Source organism: Flavobacterium sp. JLP (genome assembly GCF_015350755.1).
GTDB lineage: Bacteria > Bacteroidota > Bacteroidia > Flavobacteriales > Flavobacteriaceae > Flavobacterium.
The window spans coordinates 165828-182131 of sequence record NZ_JADKPS010000002.1 but is presented as its reverse complement, the minus strand read 5'-3'; the positions used below and the strand labels follow the sequence as shown (position 1 = coordinate 182131).

The 16304-nt window shown below is 33.5% G+C and carries 15 protein-coding genes; 8 read left to right on the top strand and 7 right to left on the bottom strand.

Translation table 11 applies throughout. The features are described from left to right. The first annotated feature begins 86 nt into the window (after positions 1–86). Complete coding sequence (locus IRZ83_RS06210; protein WP_194567555.1) at positions 87–2366, top strand: helix-turn-helix domain-containing protein; 2280 nt, start codon at positions 87–89, stop codon at positions 2364–2366. An 83-nt stretch (positions 2367–2449) separates the two neighbouring features. After that, positions 2450–3208, top strand: coding sequence for a hypothetical protein (locus IRZ83_RS06205; protein ID WP_194567553.1), 759 nt, complete (start codon positions 2450–2452; stop codon positions 3206–3208). 35 nt (positions 3209–3243) lie between these two features. On the opposite strand, the gene IRZ83_RS06200 is transcribed toward IRZ83_RS06205, so the two are convergent. Both IRZ83_RS06200 and IRZ83_RS06195 read right to left on the bottom strand, forming a co-directional pair. Then, the gene (locus tag IRZ83_RS06200) at positions 3244–3687 is read right to left on the bottom strand and encodes a hypothetical protein (protein ID WP_194567551.1); all 444 of its coding nucleotides are present in this window, start codon (positions 3685–3687) and stop codon (positions 3244–3246) included. 130 nt (positions 3688–3817) lie between these two features. After that, positions 3818–4777 carry an SPOR domain-containing protein gene (locus IRZ83_RS06195; RefSeq protein WP_029271309.1) on the bottom strand — a complete coding sequence of 320 codons (960 nt, stop codon included), beginning with the start codon at positions 4775–4777 and terminating at the stop codon, positions 3818–3820. Positions 4778–5034: 257 nt separating this feature from the next. Here IRZ83_RS06195 and dprA point away from each other — a divergent pair, with 257 nt between their 5' ends. Next, positions 5035–6135 carry a DNA-processing protein DprA gene (gene dprA / locus IRZ83_RS06190; protein ID WP_194567549.1) on the top strand — a complete coding sequence of 367 codons (1101 nt, stop codon included), beginning with the start codon at positions 5035–5037 and terminating at the stop codon, positions 6133–6135. Between the two features lie 79 nt (positions 6136–6214). Here the strand turns inward: dprA and trpS are convergent, their stop codons facing one another. Then, positions 6215–7189 (bottom strand): tryptophan--tRNA ligase, encoded by a 975-nt coding sequence (gene trpS, locus IRZ83_RS06185; protein WP_194567547.1) that lies wholly within the window; start codon positions 7187–7189, stop codon positions 6215–6217. A 201-nt stretch (positions 7190–7390) separates the two neighbouring features. Between trpS and IRZ83_RS06180 the strand changes: the two genes are divergently transcribed. Then, entirely contained in the window at positions 7391–8146 is a 756-nt protein-coding gene (locus IRZ83_RS06180) for a lysophospholipid acyltransferase family protein (protein WP_029271303.1), read from the top strand. A 567-nt stretch (positions 8147–8713) separates the two neighbouring features. On the opposite strand, the gene recA is transcribed toward IRZ83_RS06180, so the two are convergent. The 4 genes from recA to IRZ83_RS06160 form a co-directional block, all read right to left on the bottom strand. Then, a complete protein-coding gene (recA, locus tag IRZ83_RS06175) occupies positions 8714–9721 on the bottom strand; it encodes a recombinase RecA (protein ID WP_029271301.1) in 1008 nt (335 codons plus the stop codon). A gap of 162 nt (positions 9722–9883) precedes the next feature. Then, positions 9884–10393 carry an acyl-CoA thioesterase gene (locus tag IRZ83_RS06170; protein ID WP_029271300.1) on the bottom strand — a complete coding sequence of 170 codons (510 nt, stop codon included), beginning with the start codon at positions 10391–10393 and terminating at the stop codon, positions 9884–9886. Positions 10394–10428: 35 nt separating this feature from the next. Then, a complete protein-coding gene (locus IRZ83_RS06165) occupies positions 10429–10812 on the bottom strand; it encodes a hypothetical protein (protein ID WP_029271298.1) in 384 nt (127 codons plus the stop codon). A gap of 7 nt (positions 10813–10819) precedes the next feature. After that, entirely contained in the window at positions 10820–11968 is a 1149-nt protein-coding gene (locus IRZ83_RS06160) for an ATP-binding protein (RefSeq protein WP_194567545.1), read from the bottom strand. A 432-nt stretch (positions 11969–12400) separates the two neighbouring features. Here IRZ83_RS06160 and IRZ83_RS06155 point away from each other — a divergent pair, with 432 nt between their 5' ends. The 4 genes from IRZ83_RS06155 (at position 12401) to sprC (ending at position 16303) form a co-directional block, all read left to right on the top strand. Further along, on the top strand, positions 12401–12853 hold the full coding sequence (locus IRZ83_RS06155) for a hypothetical protein (protein WP_029271295.1): 453 nt from the start codon (positions 12401–12403) through the stop codon (positions 12851–12853). Positions 12854–13056: 203 nt separating this feature from the next. After that, positions 13057–14349 (top strand): hypothetical protein, encoded by a 1293-nt coding sequence (locus tag IRZ83_RS06150; RefSeq protein WP_029271293.1) that lies wholly within the window; start codon positions 13057–13059, stop codon positions 14347–14349. A gap of 104 nt (positions 14350–14453) precedes the next feature. Further along, positions 14454–14867, top strand: coding sequence for a hypothetical protein (locus IRZ83_RS06145; RefSeq protein ID WP_029271291.1), 414 nt, complete (start codon positions 14454–14456; stop codon positions 14865–14867). Further along, positions 14864–16303, top strand: coding sequence for a gliding motility protein SprC (gene sprC, locus IRZ83_RS06140; protein WP_194567543.1), 1440 nt, complete (start codon positions 14864–14866; stop codon positions 16301–16303). The genes IRZ83_RS06145 and sprC overlap by 4 nt, the downstream gene beginning before the upstream one ends. Position 16304 lies beyond the last annotated feature (1 nt).

The window sequence follows — 16304 nt, the reverse complement described above, 5'->3', positions numbered from 1 at the left end:
CTAACTATTTAAAAACCTAAATCTCTTAAGATTTAGGTTTTTTCTTTTATAAAAATGCTATACTTTTAGTTTTCAATATACGCCAAATGCAAAACGTTTCAGAAGCAGCAGCTTACACCTTACAATTCATTAATCAAACACAAAAATCTATCTTTCTGACTGGTAAAGCCGGAACAGGTAAAACCACTCTTTTGCGCGAAATTATCGCCACCACTCACAAAAACACTGTAGTTGTAGCGCCTACTGGAATTGCGGCCTTAAATGCTGGCGGTGTAACGATTCATTCGATGTTTCAACTGCCATTTTCGGCTTTTATTCCTTCGTATGAGAATAATTCACAGTTTACTGAAACGGTAAAATTTGAGAATAAAGAAACGTTGAGAAGACATTTCAAAATGAATAATGTCAAGCGAAATGTCATAAAAAACATGGAGTTGCTGATTATTGATGAAGTAAGTATGCTTCGTGCTGATTTGCTGGATGCTATAGATTTTATGATGCAGACAGTCCGTAAAAACACACGCGCTTTTGGAGGCGTTCAGGTGCTTTTTATTGGCGATTTATTGCAGTTGCCACCAGTAATTCGGGATGAAGAATGGCGCACTTTACGCAATTTTTATAAAGGAAAATTCTTTTTTCATTCGCATGTAATGCAGCAAAATCCACCGTTGTATATCGAATTATCTAAGATTTACCGTCAGACAGATGATAAATTTATATCTGTTTTGAACAATCTTCGAAACAATCAGATTACACCTCAGGATATTGAGATTTTAAACGAATATGTAAAACCAGATTTCGATTTAAAAAATAATAAGGGCTACATCACATTAACGACGCATAATGTGAAGGCTGATTCTATGAACGAACAGGCAATTAGTGATTTAGCAGGAAATGAATATACTTTTCAGCCTTTTGTTGTGGGTGATTTTCCAGAGAAAATTTTTCCGGTTGAAGAAAATTTAAAACTAAAAGTAGGTGCTCAGATTATGTTCGTAAAGAACGATTTATCTTTTGAAAAGCGCTATTTTAATGGAAAAATGGGCGTTATCAAGTCACTTTCACCAGAAGAAATCTTCGTGCATTTTCCGGAAGAGAACAAAACAATTGAAGTTGAAAAATACGAGTGGAAAAATATACGTTATAAAGTAAATGAGCTCACAAAAGAGATTGAAGAAGAAGTTTTAGGCACTTTTGCGCATTATCCAATCAAATTGGCTTGGGCAATTACGGTTCATAAAAGTCAAGGTTTAACTTTTGAGAAAGCAGCGCTTGATGTATCGCAAGTTTTTTTGCCAGGACAGGCATATGTAGCATTATCGCGTTTAACGTCTTTAAATGGGCTTATTTTGCTTTCTCCGATACAAATGAATGGCATTTCTAACGATCAAGATGTAATGGACTACGCTTTGAACAAAGCTACCGAAGAAGTTTTAAAGCATTCTTTGCATTTCGAAACTAAAAATTTTATTCATAACTATTTGATTAACAGTTTTAATTGGACAGATCTCGCTCAAGAATGGCGTAATCATCGTTTTAGTTATAATGAAAATGCCGTAAATTCAGAAAAAGCAAAACATTCTGCTTGGGCACATAAACGTTTAGAAATAATGGATTCACTCGTAGATCCAGCTCAAAAATTTATCCAGCAGCTCAATAAAATTTTTAATAAAGAAACTGTAGATTTATTTTTTGTGCAGGAAAGGGTAGTGGCGGCATACGATTATTTCTTTAAGCCAATGGATAAGTTGGTAACAGATCTTTTACAGAAAATGGCTGAAATTCAGAAATTTAAAAAAGTAAAAGAGTTTTATGAAGAATTAGCTTTTCTAGATGATCTTCAAACGAAAGCCGTTTTGCGTTTAATGAAAGCCAAACTGCTTATAGAAATTGTGGTGGCTGGAGAACCAATTTCTAAAGAAAAACTAACATCACCCGAGATTAAGAATTTCAAAACGGATAAAATTTCGAAAATTCGGGAGGAGTTTAATATGAGCAATACTGATATTTTTAAACTCGATGAACCTGTTGTGCGTTACGTGGCGAAAAAACTCGATAAAAATGAGCCAAAATCCATAAAAAAGACCACTGTAGAAGAAACGCATGAACTTTGGCTCGAGAAAAATTCTATTGAAGATATTGCACGTATTCGAAAACTCACAGTCCAAACCATCGAAATGCACTTAGTCAAATTGATTCAAGCCAAAAAAGTTGATATTTCTGATGTGCTGCCGTACGATAAAATCTTGGCACTTCGTGATGCTTTTGAGTTTTATCAGGAAGAATCTTTGAACGGATTAAAAGAAAAACATGGAGATGAATTTACGTGGGATGAACTTAAAATGTTCAAAGCCAGCATAAATTGATTTTAAATTTTGTATCTTAGGTTGACAATCTAAAAACGTAGATTTAAAAGCTACTCGTAAAAACATTATGTAAAATAGAAAACATGAAAAAGTTAATATACATTGCATTACTTATTTTTTCACTGCAGAATGCTGTAAGTCAGGATTTAAAACCAGAATATCAAAAGTTCGTTAAAAGCTTTATCGCAAATGTAAAAAGTAATAACAAAGCTGGAGTTGCTTCTTTTATCTCTTTTCCGCTCAGTCGTGAATATCCTATTCCTGCTGTTAAAAACAAAGCTGAATTTTTAAAGAGATATGATCAAATTTTTGATGCTGCTTTAAAAGCAGAAATAGTAAAATCGAATCCGGCGAAAGATTGGTCTGAGGTTGGCTGGCGCGGTATTATGCTGAATCAGGGTACATTATGGATTGATACTGACGGAAAAATTATAAGTATCAATTACCAATCTAAAGCAGAGACCGCTCTTAAAAATAAGTTGATCTCTGGAGAGAAAACAAAATTACATTCATCTATTGCGACTTTCAAAAAACCGCTTTATATTTTAGAAACATCAAAATTCCGAATAAGAATTGACGATTTAGGAAATGAAAATTACAGATACGCTTCATGGTCAATTAAAAAATCCATGAGCGAAGAACCGGATTTAATAATTTCTAACGGAAAATGGATTGCAGATGGAAGTGGAGGAAACAGCAAATTCAATTTTAAAAAAGGTGCGTATCTTTACGAGTGCTACATTATTGTTTTGGGCACTTCAGATTCGCCGCCAGCTTCACTCACGATTTACCAAAACGGTGAAGAAATACTTTCTCAAGATGCAATCATTGTTCCACGATAAACAAAAAACCCAATTCATTGAATTGGGTTTTTTGTTTACAGCGATGAAATAACCTTTTCGAGCTCTTTTTGCTGTGTTATTTGCGTCAATTTAAGTTTTTGAATACTTACCTCGTTTTCTTTAGTTTTTATTCTTTGTTTTTGAATTTCTTCATCAGAAACCGAAGTTGTTGTTATTTTACTTTCGATCTTTTGATTTGCAAGTTCCAATTTGCTGATTTTTTCTTTTGTTGATTTTAAATCATTTTCAGATTTAACGAGGTTTTTCTTCTTTGTTTCAACTTCTTTTTGTTGTTTCTTTAAGTCTGAAATTTTGTCGTCAAGTCTTTTATGATTCTCTTCTGAAATTCTTCTTGCTTCATTTTCTGAATTTCTAAATTCAATTTCCTGAGTTTTCTGGTCTTTGAATTGTTGTGCAAAAAAAGACTGAGAACTCATCGCTAAAAGTAGAGCTAAACATAATTTTAATGTAAAATTCATTGCGTTATTTTTAATAATAAATAAGCGCAAAAATAGCCGTACAATTATCTGTAGGGAGTATAATGAGGTTTTTAAAAAGATAAAATAAGACAAAAAAAATCCTATTCGGCTGAATAGGATTTTTAAAATTTTATAGATTTTCGATGAGAATCCAAGCATCTGGATTTTCGCCTTTTTGTATTTCTTTTTGTGCTTTTTCGGCTTCAGCCATTGTTGCGTAGCTTCCGTACAAAACAGGAAATAATCCGTGTTTGTTTTCTCCCAGCATTCTTGCTTGGTAACCATCCTTAATTAGTTGGTTATACGCTTTTCTTGCATTTTGTTCGCTTCTGTAAGCCCCAGCCATAATATGGTAAGGCATTACTTTTTCAGCCATTTCTACTTTTGCAGAGTCAACTGAAAGTGTTACTGCAGGCAATGGATTTTGGATAAAAAATGTAGCTTCCTGAATTTTGTTTTGTACTTTTTTCTGAACAGCACTTTCTACAATAAGTGTTTTGCTGTCGATCTGATTTTGATACAGAGGATATCCAATGCTTCCTGTGATTCCAAGTCCTAAGACAAAAAATGCAGCATATTTTAAAAGAGAATTTGATGATTTTTCTTCGTCCTCATATAATGCAACTGTTTCTTTTTCTGTAATTTTCTCGATTTTTTTCTCGAAGATCTCTTTTTTTACAATTGGAGAAACAAACGGGCTTAATCCAAAAGAAGTCGCCAAATAGTTAGTTTGATCGTTTGGTGTAAAAATGATATTTTTTTCAGAATTAAAACGAATTTCTCCAATATTCTTCAAACTGATTGAACCTCCTTCTTCTAAGGTTTTCTTCCAGCTTAAAACTTCGAATGCGATTGCGCTGACAGCAAAACCATATGATGTTTTTTCTGAGTGAGCGATATGATTAGCCAACAGTCCATCATTGTTTTTAAGATGACTGTTAAAAGAGAGCATTTTTTTAGGCGGAAAAAACGAATTTGTGCTTTCATTCAGCTGTGCCGATTGAATTTCGGTTAAAAATGCTCCAAAGCCTGGAACCGTTACACACTGATAACGATATAATAACTGTGCTATATAAGTTTCGATTTTCATAGTAACAAAGTTATGCAACGAATATAGTTATCAAAATTTTATTCACAATTTTTATTAACAATTCGAATATTTTTATATACAATTAATTTTCAATTAGTTAAATAAATTTAGTGTTTTATTAAAACTCAGGAGAAATGTTTAATTATTTATTTTTTGAAAGAATTTACTTCTAATTTATATATTTGCCGTTCTTAAAAATCGATTGCAAAATGTTGATTTCAAAAATTTTTCGCCACGCTTAACACAATTTAAAAGCCATGTCAGATCAAGAATTATTTTATTTATTAGCCTTATTAAAAGTGGATGGCGTTGGAGATATTATGGCCAAAAAATTGTTGATGCATTGTGGCAATGCCGAATCTGTTTTTAAAATGAAACCAACTCAAATATCTGGAATTGATGGAGTTGGTTCTGTATTGCTTCGAAATTTAAAAGACAAAACCATTTTTGAAAAAGCCAATCAGGAACTTGAATTTATTAAATCGGACGGTATAAAAGTTTCCTTTTTTCAGGATGAAGATTATCCGGAAAGGCTTAAACATTGTATCGATTCTCCTGTTTTGATTTTTTCGTCTGGGAAAATAAATTTAAAAAACAAAAAATTAATCAGTATTGTCGGAACTCGCCAGATTACTTCGTACGGAACAGACTTCTGCAAAAAATTAATCGAAGATTTAGCACCTCTTGATCCAGTTATTGTAAGTGGATTTGCCTACGGAGTTGATATTGTCGCGCATCAATTGGCGATGGAAAACAACTTGCAGACAATTGGAGTTTTAGCACATGGGTTAAACCAAATTTATCCAAAAACGCACAAAAAATATATTGCAAAAATGGAAGAAAATGGCGGATTTATTACCGAGTTTTGGAGCTCCTCAAACCCAGATAAAGAAAAATTTGTACGCCGAAACCGCATCGTTGCCGGAATGACCGAAGCCACCATTGTTATAGAATCTGCAGATCGAGGCGGATCGCTTATTACGGCGAATATGGCCAACGATTATAACCGTGATGTTTTTGCCGTTCCAGGACGCGTAACAGATAAATACAGCCAAGGCTGTAATGATCTCATTAAAACACAAAAAGCAAATGTTTTGAGCAGTGCTGCCGATTTAATTTATATGCTGAACTGGGATGTTGAAAATAAAGCAAAACCGATACAAAAACAATTGTTTGTCGATTTAGAACCTGATGAACAAAGGATTTACGATTTCTTGTTAACAAACGGAAAAGAATTGCTGGATGTTATTGCTTTGCAATGCGATTTTCCAATATATAGAATTTCGGGAATTCTTTTGAATATGGAACTTAAAGGTATAATTAGGCCGTTGCCGGGAAAATTGTTTGAGGCAATCTAATAAAAAAACAATTGTCAAAAATTACAACAATTTTCAAAAATTCATTGATTGAAATTGTTGTAATTCCTGACCCATATTTCTATTTTTCAAATCCAAGAACTTGACGAACTTTTGCCAAAACGCCATCAGCTACAACTGAAGCTTTTGAAGCTCCTTTTTTCAATAGTGCATCTACTTCTTCAAGATTGTTGATGTAGTAATTGTATTTTTCTCTTTCAGTTTTAAATTTTTCTGTAATCAATTCAAAAAGAGCCTGTTTTGCATGACCGTAACCATAATTACCTCCTAAATAATTGGCTCTCATTGCTGCAATTTGGGCATCATCTGCTAAAAGCGAATAAATTGCAAAAGCATTACAAGTATCTGGATTTTTTGGTTCTTCAAGCGGTGTGCTGTCCGTTTCTATACTCATTACTTGTTTTCGAAGTGTTTTATCATCCAAGAAAATATTGATAATATTATTGGCCGACTTACTCATTTTTCCACCATTCGTTCCCGGAATCAACATACTGTCTTCTTGAATTTTAGCTTCAGGAATTACAAATGTTTCGCCCATTTGATGATTGAAACGGGAAGCCACATCGCGTGTGATTTCTAAATGCTGCAATTGGTCTTTTCCAACCGGAACAAATTCGGCATCGTACAACAAAATATCTGCCGCCATTAACATCGGATAAGTAAAAAGTCCAGCATTCACGTCGTCTAAACGATCTGATTTATCTTTGAAAGAATGTGCTAAAGTCAAACGCTGAAACGGAAAAAAGCAACTTAAATACCAAGTCAATTCGGCTGTTTGAGTTACATCAGACTGTCTGTAAAATGTAACTTTGTCAGGATTTAATCCGCATGCAAGCCATGCAGCAGCAGTGCTATATGTGTTTTCTCTTAAAGTTTTCCCGTCCTTAATTTGTGTTATCGAATGTAAATCAGCGATAAACAAATACGATTCGTTTGCCGGATTGTTTGATAACTCAATTGCAGGAATAATTGCGCCCAATAAATTGCCTAAGTGTGGCGTTCCAGTACTCTGAACACCAGTAAGTATTTTTGCCATTCTCGTTTTTCTTATTCTTTAACTGCAAAGATTGCAAGTTTATTTTTTTTATCCGCAAAGTTCGCAAAGTTTTTCGCAAACTCTGCAAGTTTATTTTACATATAGCGGATTTAAAGTTTATTTTAAAAGAAAAGCCTAATATTCTAAAAATCTAATGAGCTAAGAATCTAAATTAATTTCTCTTTTCTTACATTTGAAACCATGAAAGGAATTAAGATTGTTTTTTGGGTTTTATGGCGCATTTGGTTTTATATTCTGATGGCCATTCCGATATTGATTATGTTGCCGTTTTTGCTGATTTCTATTATATCAGAAAGTGGATATCCGTATTTCTTTAAAATGGCTCGCATTTGGGCTAAATTTATCCTTTTTGGGATGGGTTTTTATTATAAAGTCGAACGTCAAGAGAAATTAATAAAAAACAAAAGCTACATGATTGTAGCGAATCATACTTCGATGACCGACATCATGCTAATGTTGGCAGTAGTTAGAAATCCGTTTGTATTTGTTGGAAAAAAAGAATTGGTTAAGATTCCGTTATTCGGGTTTTTTTACAAACGAACTTGTATTTTGGTTGACAGAAATTCTTCTAGAAGTAAAAATGATGTTTTTAAAAGAGCGCAAGACAGACTAAATCAAGGGCTTAGTATTTGTATTTTTCCAGAAGGAGGAGTTCCAGATGACGAAAGTGTTTTGCTGGATGAGTTTAAAGACGGAGCATTTCGTCTAGCAATTGAGCATCAAATTCCGATAGTTCCGATTGTTTTTGCAGATAACAAAGAGCGTTTTTCATATACTTTTTTAAGTGGAAGCCCAGGAAAAATGCGCGTAAAAGTCCTGCCATTTGTAGAAACAAAAGGATTAGGCGGCGAAAACCGAAAAGATCTTCGGGATCAAATTAGACAATTGATATACAAAGGATTGCTTGAATTTAAAAAAGAGAAACCTAAAAAGTAATTTCCAAATATATAACCCGACAAACCTTAAGCATCAGGATTGTCGGGTTTTCTTTTGAACTAAAATAACCCCTTATTTATATCCAAAATTTATCTGTGTATTATTTTTTCTGAAATAAAACGCAATACTTTTCGTAGTTTTAATTTGGTTTTTTTTCGGTTTTTACTGTACAACACTTCTATTTTCTCTTTCATGACTAAAATATTATGGGTTGATAATAAAGAGTTTTGTCAAACTCAAGTTAACTTCATAATATAAAAGAGAGCTAAAAATCAAAAAGGTTGCGTTAAAATAAATTTTTCCCCAAAAAATAATAAAAACCCGCCAGCACCAAATTAAGCCGACGGATTTTTATTGACATAAACCAACCAAATTTATTCTAAAAAGTCTCTGAAAGTGGTACTTATGGCCAAGTACCAAATCAACTTCTTACGTCTATTTAACTAGATAGCGCTATTGCGAAATGGTTGCGTCATTTTTTTATTTTTTTGAAATAAAAAACCCGACAAGTTAAAAACATGTCGGGCTGTAAATAAAAAAAGCCAGCAATTTGCTGGCTTTATAGTTTTATGCGTTTGCTAATTCTTTGATATGAGCTTTAATTTTTGCTTCTAATTCATCAGCTAATTCTGGATTGTCTTTAATTAGCGCTTTAACCGCATCACGGCCTTGTCCTAATTTAGTATCTCCATAGCTGAACCAAGATCCTGCTTTTTTAACAATCTCAAATTCAACAGCCAAGTCAAGAATTTCTCCAGTTTTAGAAACGCCTTCTCCATACATAATGTCGAATTCAGCAGTTTTAAAAGGCGGAGCAACTTTATTTTTAACCACTTTTACTTTGGTTCTGTTTCCAATAACATTTTCACCGTCTTTAATTTGAGAAGAACGACGAATATCTAAACGAACAGAAGCATAGAATTTTAAAGCGTTACCACCTGTTGTAGTTTCTGGATTTCCAAACATAACTCCAATTTTCTCTCTCAACTGGTTGATGAAGAAAACAGTACAATTTGTTTTGCTGATTGTACCCGTTAATTTTCTCAAAGCTTGAGACATTAAACGTGCGTGAAGACCCATTTTAGAATCTCCCATTTCACCTTCGATTTCACTTTTTGGAGTCAAAGCCGCAACCGAGTCAATTACCACAATATCAATTGCGCCTGAACGAATCAAGTTTTCTGCAATTTCTAAAGCTTGTTCTCCGTTGTCTGGCTGAGAGATGATCAAGTTTTCGATATCTACGCCTAATTTTTCAGCGTAATTTCTATCAAAAGCATGTTCAGCATCTATAAAAGCAGCAATTCCTCCCGCTTTTTGAGCTTCAGCAATTGCATGTAATGTTAAAGTAGTTTTACCAGATGATTCTGGTCCGTATATTTCGATAATTCTTCCTTTTGGATATCCATTTACCCCAAGAGCTAAATCAACACCAAGAGAACCTGAAGAAATAGTTTCTACTTCAACAATGGCTTTGTCACCCATTTTCATTACGGTTCCTTTTCCGTAAGTTTTATCTAGTTTGTCAAGCGTAAGTTGTAACGCTTTTAATTTGGCATCTTTCTCTGAACTCATCTCTTTTTTTTCTTTTTCTTTCATCTAAAATTTTATAATTCTTTCATTCTCAAAACAAATCAGAAATTAATAACGTACTGATTTAGATTTGTATCAGGCTTGTAATGGTGTAAAATTAGTTCTTTTTTTTGAAGTTCATTGTTCCAAATTGTATCAAAATGACTATAAAAATAAAGCCTTTAATTCTGTAGCTTCAGAAGGTTTTATTTTTCCAGCAAGTAATAAACTCAATTGTTTTCTTCGTAAAGCTGCATCGAAACGCTGAATTTCAAGTTCGGTTTCTGGCGCTATTGGCGGCACTTCAACAGGTCTTCCGGTATCGTCAACAGCAACAAATGTATAGATAGCTTCGTTTGCTTTTGTTCTGTTTCCAGATTCGCGGTCCTCTACCCAAACATCAATAAAAACTTCCATCGAACTTTTGAAAGATCTTGAAACCTTTGCCTCAACCGTAACAACACTTCCAAGAGAAATTGCTCTGTTAAAGGCAACGTGATTTACAGATGCTGTAACTACAATTCGGCGTGAATGTCTGCGGGCTGCAATACTTGCTGCTCGATCCATTCGGGCTAATAATTCGCCGCCAAAAAGGTTGTTTAGCGGATTTGTTTCGCTCGGTAAAACTAAATCTGTTAATATAGTTAGAGATTCTGAAGGGTGTTTTGGATTCATTTTTTAATATAAATTTTTAAAATAAGCAAGCTGATTTAATTCAGCCAATAAACAGCCATTACAGCCGGAATAAAATAGATAACAATGGTTCTTGCACCATCGTAATCTTTGGCTAATCGCTGACCGAAAAGCATCATTAACAAACTGATACACGAAAAAATGGCTCCGTAAAAACCAAATTCGCGTCCGCTGTTTGTGAGTAATTGTATAGCACCAACTACGCATAACACCCCAGAAATTAATTCTAAAATTAAAAGGTGAAGCAAAGCAAGCGGCACTTGGTTTTTTAAACGTGTTTTTGCAAAATGTTCTTTAAGCCAGGTAACATTATCATTCCAATAAAATATTTTTTCATATCCGGATTGTAAAAACGTTAAAGCTAAAAACGCTAAAAGTAAAATAGAGGCAACATTATTCATTTGAAAACTATTTTTTATGAATTAAACGAGTCAATTTTATAGATAAATCGGTTAGGATTATTTTTGCATTTCCGTTTCTTTCAATATGATACATGGCATCTGAAAGCTCTTTGAAAATTTCGTGAATATTATTTCCGTTTACAAAAGGCGCAAAATTTTCAAGTTTAAACTTGTCAACTTTTGGTTCAATATAAACTAAGCTTGGCGTTTCATAATTAAGCAAAAGCGCCTGACGAAACATTTCGATACAAAACTGGATGAATTTTTTTTGGCTTTCGCGTCCAAGAGATGCAATTTCTTCACTCCAGGAAATCAAGTCCTGAATTGCTGCTGCATTTCCTTTTGCTCTAAAAGCGGCGCGAACCCAATTTACAAACCATTGTTCAAAAGGATATTCAGAATCATCTTCTTTTAAAAGATGAATTGCTTTATTGAAATTTCCCTGAGCCTGATGTGCAATTTTTTTAGCCAAATTAGGATCTATGTTTTCCTGAGAAACTAAAGCTTCTGCAATTACTTTTTCTGGTAGTCCATTAAAGTGAATTACCTGACAGCGAGAACGTATGGTTTGAATAATATCTTCTTCGTTTTCAGAAATCAGAATAAATATAGTTTTATCAGAAGGCTCTTCTAAAAGCTTTAATAATTTATTTGAAGCCGCAATATTCATTTTATCGGCCATCCAGATAATCATAATTTTATACCCGCCTTCGTAAGATTTTAGTGAGAGGGATTTTAAAACTTCCTGTGCATCTTCAACACGAATTTCTCCCTGTTTGTTCTGAACACCAAGAATTTTATACCAGTCAAATAATCCGCCGTATGGCATTTCTTGAATAAATGTGCGCCAATCTTGGATAAAATCTAAACTTTTGGGTTTGGTTTTTACATCTTCGGTTGTAACAGTTGGGTAAATAAAATGCAGATCGGGATGCGAAATGTTTTGAAACTTCAAATTGCAGGAATCATTTCCGTTTGAGTTTTCATCGCCCGTGTTGCTGCATAAAATATATTGAGCGTAAGCAATAGCCGTTGATAATGTACCGCTTCCTTCTGGACCTATGAATAATTGCGCGTGCGGAATTCGTCCAGAAGCTGCACTTTTTATCAAGTGACTTTTGATGTAATCTTGACCTAAAATTTGAGAAAATTGCATGAAGCAAAGATAGAAGAAAATGATGTAGTCAAAAATTTTCGCGCAAAAGTTTATCGAAGCAGTTTTATTTATAGCAGAATAAAAGTTTTTGGGCTATTTTTTTAAGCTTGTTAACCAACTTGTGTTAATAAAGAGATCATTTCGAGGAGATATTAAGACTTTTTTGTTAATAGTTTTTTCAAAAAACCGATTATCGTATGTGTTTTTTGGTTATTAATAGAAATATTTGGCTTTTTTTAATAATTATTGCCTTACAGTTTAAGCCTTAACAAATTTAACAAAAAGCTCGTTAAAACGCATATTTTCTCGACATAAGACTAAATTTTAAGATTTCTTTAAGGTTTTTTTTTGAAAAAAGAAATCAATAAAGTTGCAATTTAAGTTAATTTATATATTTTTGTTTTCATAACAACCAATTATAAATAAGAATCTATGAAAGGGAAAATTATTTTTTTAAGTGCACTTTTTTTCTTGACAACTGGCGCTATTTCAGCACAAGCAAAAAATGCTCCAAGAAGTATTATCAGTACAACAGCTCTTATTCGCAAATACCATGATCAAAAAGAATTGAGCGGTATGCAAAAAGGAGAACTTTTAGAGTTGTACATTGAGCGTATTAAAGTTTTAGTTAAGACTCTTCCTTATATTGCTTTGGTTACTAAACCAGGTGTTACTATGGCAGACTTAGGTATTCCGGACGATAGTGAGCACAAAAAAGTATTAGATGCTCAGGCAGTTGGTACTACAACCTTCTTAGATACTACTGTAGATTTTCAGCGAAAAATGATGCCTTATTCAGATAAAGGAAACTTAATTGCTGCAATTTTATTTTACGAAAGCACATTGAAATCATTACACGAATTCAACGAATTGAATGAAATGTAATAAATAAAATATTTTTTAAAACCTTTTTTGAAGTGTTTACGTAATTGGATTGGGTTTCAAGCGTCATTTTTAAAAAGAGATAAAAAACAACTCGTTCTCGATGTGTTCTGATTTAAGCCAGAAAAAATCGAGATGAGTTTTTTCATTTACGCATACGCATACGCATACCCAAATTTATATATTAACCTTAATACCCCCATATCATGAAAAAAATTACTCAAATGATCTGTGTTCTTTTGACAGTTACAAGTATGACTGCTCAGCAAGAAAAAGGAATTATGGGCTATAACAATTGGTTGAACAACTGGACCGAATTTAAGCCTAACAAAGTAGAGTATGGAGAAGCAAACCAAATTTTAGCAGGAAACATTTCTGTTAATACTAAATTGCTGAAGAAGAATATTTATGTTTTGCAAGGAAACGTTTATGTTACAAACAATGCCGTTTTAACAATTGAGCCAGGAACTTTAATTATCGGAGATTTCGAAACTAAAGGAACTTTGGTAGTTACAAAAGGTGCACAAATAGTTGCAGATGGTTTAGAGACTGACCCAATCGTATTTACATCTAACCGCAGCCAGAAAAAAGCTGGAGACTGGGGTGGACTTGTTCTTCTTGGAGATGCTCCAATCAATAAATTTGGAAATGTTGGTTCTTACAACATGGATCTTGATCCTACACTTACTACTTACGGTGGTGACAATGTTGCGGGAAATTCAGGAATTTTAAGATATGTGAGAATCGAATTTGCAGGAAAAAAAGTTAAAGGAGTTGATACTTTTAACGGTTTAACTGTTGCTGGTGTTGGAAACAAAACAATACTTGAAAACGTTATGGTTAGCTACTCTGGTGGTGACTCATTTGCCTTTTTTGGAGGTGATGTAAATGCTACTAAATTAGTGTCTTACAAATCAATCAACGACGATTATAAATTTACTCAAGGTGTTCAATGCCGTTTATTCAACTCATTGGCAGTAAGATCTTCTTATTTATCTAGTAATAAAGACGGATCTCGTTGTTTAGAGGTAAAATCTTTCGAAAAGAAAAATGAAACAGATTTTACTAAAAAACAAACACTTGTTGTTGCTACAAATATTACAATGCTTAACGACAGTGAGAACATCAAAGCCGATATTCAGGCTGGTTTAGTAAAAGAGGCAATTTATGTTGCTGAAACTGCTTCTCTTGAAATGAAGCGCAGTGTGATCTCTGGATTTAACCCTGCTGTTTTATTAGACAGTAAGACAGAGATTAATGATGCCAATCTTAAGAAAATTAAAATTGAAGAAATGTACTTTAACTTATGTAACGGAAATATCTTTACAGAGTATAATTCAAACAATGAAGATTTAGAAAGCTGGTACGGAAACCCTGTGTTTTTCAATGTTATGGCACAAAGTGATAACAAAGAAACATTCATTGATATCTACAATCCTAAAAAACCAGATTTCAGATTACAGTTAGGCAAAATCACAGCATCTAGCGGAAACAGATAGATAGATTTAGATTTTTATTTCAGAGCGTAAATTTTATTAATTAAGTCCCCAGACACAATTTATGTATTCGTCTCGAACAGGACTCAAATAAAGATCAAAACATAATGGCCCCATCTATAAAAAAATATATTTATATTATATTTTTGGTTTCGCCTATTGCATTAAGTTTACACGCACAAAGTAAATCAGAAACAACTACAGTTTCTAATGACTTAGAATGCACTGCAACGGCGTTTAACAGCAACCAAAAGATCGAGATAGCTGATACTGCTTGTATTAGCAAATTAGATAATTCTAATCAGTTTATAGCAGGACTATCCATCCCCAAGGGTAGTCTTGCTATGGCAGCTGATGGAAAAAATCAGACTTTAGAATGCCAAGAAGAATCGTTAATTACAGGCTCTTATTCTGTTCTTGCAAAAGACATTATCGAGAACTATAAGTATGATTTTTCAGAAACATTCATTGATATTTTGTTTTTTGAGAATATAGATTTAGCAAGAAAACGCACTATATGATTCAAAAAACTACTCTATTTTTAACTAAATATTTAATTTTCTTCGGCGCATTATTTGCTTTCGAATCAAATGTTAACGCGCAAACCATTGTGCCACAGCAGTTTGACGGTTTAGAGAAATTATGCGCCGGTGGAAGTTTTAATGAATTTTATGCCACATTTAGTTATGTAGATTTTCCTGCAGGTACAACGTTTGTAGTTGAATTGGTTGATAGTGCAAATAATCCAATTGCAACAACGCTACTTCTTACTACTGATGTTTCAGCAACACAAAAAACAATTAAATACGCCGTACCAACTGATTTAATTGGATCTGATGCTTATGGTTTAAGAGTAAAAAGCTCCACAGGAGTAACGAGTACAAGATTCAAAAATTCTTTAGGAAACACTTCTTTTCCCGCCTATTACAAAGATTACGAAGCTTCTTTCTTTATTAATAACAGAAGCGATGCTGCTATGATATGTTCTGGCGGAAGTCTAACGCTTACGATTAATAACGAAACGCCAACTGTTCCAAATTCATCTCCAGTAAATTATTCAAAAATTAAATACAAGTGGTATAAAGACGATGTTCGAATTACAGGACAAAGCTCTAGTACGTTACTTGTAAATACTACCGGAAAATACTACGCAGAGATTGATTATGGGTTATGTTCTGATGTTAACTTTAGTTCTAATCGTGTTACTGTAACTTCTTCAAGTTCAGGATCTGGAGTTACTGTAACCTCAAGTTTAGGAAACCCTTTTTGTTCAAACGGAACAGGTACAGTTTTAACAGCTACATCTGGAAACAGTTATGTTTGGAAGAAGAATGGCACAGTAATCTCTGGCGAGACAGGTAGAAATTATACTACAAATGAAGAAGCTGTTTATACGGTTGATGTTGATTTTGGAGGATGTAAAGCTACGGGAACAATTGATCTTAAAAACAATAGTTTTAATGCAAGTATTGATGTTGCAGATGAGTTTGAACTTAACGAAGGTGAAACTGTAAATGCTACTGTAACAACAGATGCAACAAGTCCAACTTATGAGTGGTATTTAAACAATACTCTTATTTCTGGTGCAACGACAGACACTTATCTAATAGCCGTTAGAGGTAATTATAAAGTAAAAATTTCGCAAGCTTCAGGATGTATAGCTACAAAAGAATTAGTATTTAAAGTTTTAGGAAATTCAGGCCCTTCAGGAGTTATCCCAAACATTATTAATTTGAGTGGTTTAAATCCATATTGGAATATTCCAAACGAATATAAAAATGCAGCTACTACCGTCATGATTATAAGTTCGAATGGCGATAAGGTTTTAGATGTCGTCGATTATCAAGGCGACTGGCCCCAGACCTCAATTGATTTTAAAAATGTAAATCCAGTTTATTACTATGTCATTAAAGGCGACGCAGGTGAAAAAAAAGGATCAATAACTGTGATAAAATAAT

Coding starts and splice junctions, on each gene's coding strand:
- IRZ83_RS06170 (WP_029271300.1), bottom strand. CDS start 10,393: ATGAATCCAAAACACCCTTCAGAATCTCTAACTATATTAACAGATTTA.
- IRZ83_RS06180 (WP_029271303.1), top strand. CDS start 7,391: ATGAAAGGAATTAAGATTGTTTTTTGGGTTTTATGGCGCATTTGGTTT.
- IRZ83_RS06160 (WP_194567545.1), bottom strand. CDS start 11,968: ATGCAATTTTCTCAAATTTTAGGTCAAGATTACATCAAAAGTCACTTG.
- dprA (WP_194567549.1), top strand. CDS start 5,035: ATGTCAGATCAAGAATTATTTTATTTATTAGCCTTATTAAAAGTGGAT.
- IRZ83_RS06195 (WP_029271309.1), bottom strand. CDS start 4,777: ATGAAAATCGAAACTTATATAGCACAGTTATTATATCGTTATCAGTGT.
- IRZ83_RS06165 (WP_029271298.1), bottom strand. CDS start 10,812: ATGAATAATGTTGCCTCTATTTTACTTTTAGCGTTTTTAGCTTTAACG.
- recA (WP_029271301.1), bottom strand. CDS start 9,721: ATGAGTTCAGAGAAAGATGCCAAATTAAAAGCGTTACAACTTACGCTT.
- IRZ83_RS06155 (WP_029271295.1), top strand. CDS start 12,401: ATGAAAGGGAAAATTATTTTTTTAAGTGCACTTTTTTTCTTGACAACT.
- IRZ83_RS06145 (WP_029271291.1), top strand. CDS start 14,454: ATGGCCCCATCTATAAAAAAATATATTTATATTATATTTTTGGTTTCG.
- IRZ83_RS06150 (WP_029271293.1), top strand. CDS start 13,057: ATGAAAAAAATTACTCAAATGATCTGTGTTCTTTTGACAGTTACAAGT.
- sprC (WP_194567543.1), top strand. CDS start 14,864: ATGATTCAAAAAACTACTCTATTTTTAACTAAATATTTAATTTTCTTC.
- IRZ83_RS06200 (WP_194567551.1), bottom strand. CDS start 3,687: ATGAATTTTACATTAAAATTATGTTTAGCTCTACTTTTAGCGATGAGT.
- IRZ83_RS06210 (WP_194567555.1), top strand. CDS start 87: ATGCAAAACGTTTCAGAAGCAGCAGCTTACACCTTACAATTCATTAAT.
- trpS (WP_194567547.1), bottom strand. CDS start 7,189: ATGGCAAAAATACTTACTGGTGTTCAGAGTACTGGAACGCCACACTTA.
- IRZ83_RS06205 (WP_194567553.1), top strand. CDS start 2,450: ATGAAAAAGTTAATATACATTGCATTACTTATTTTTTCACTGCAGAAT.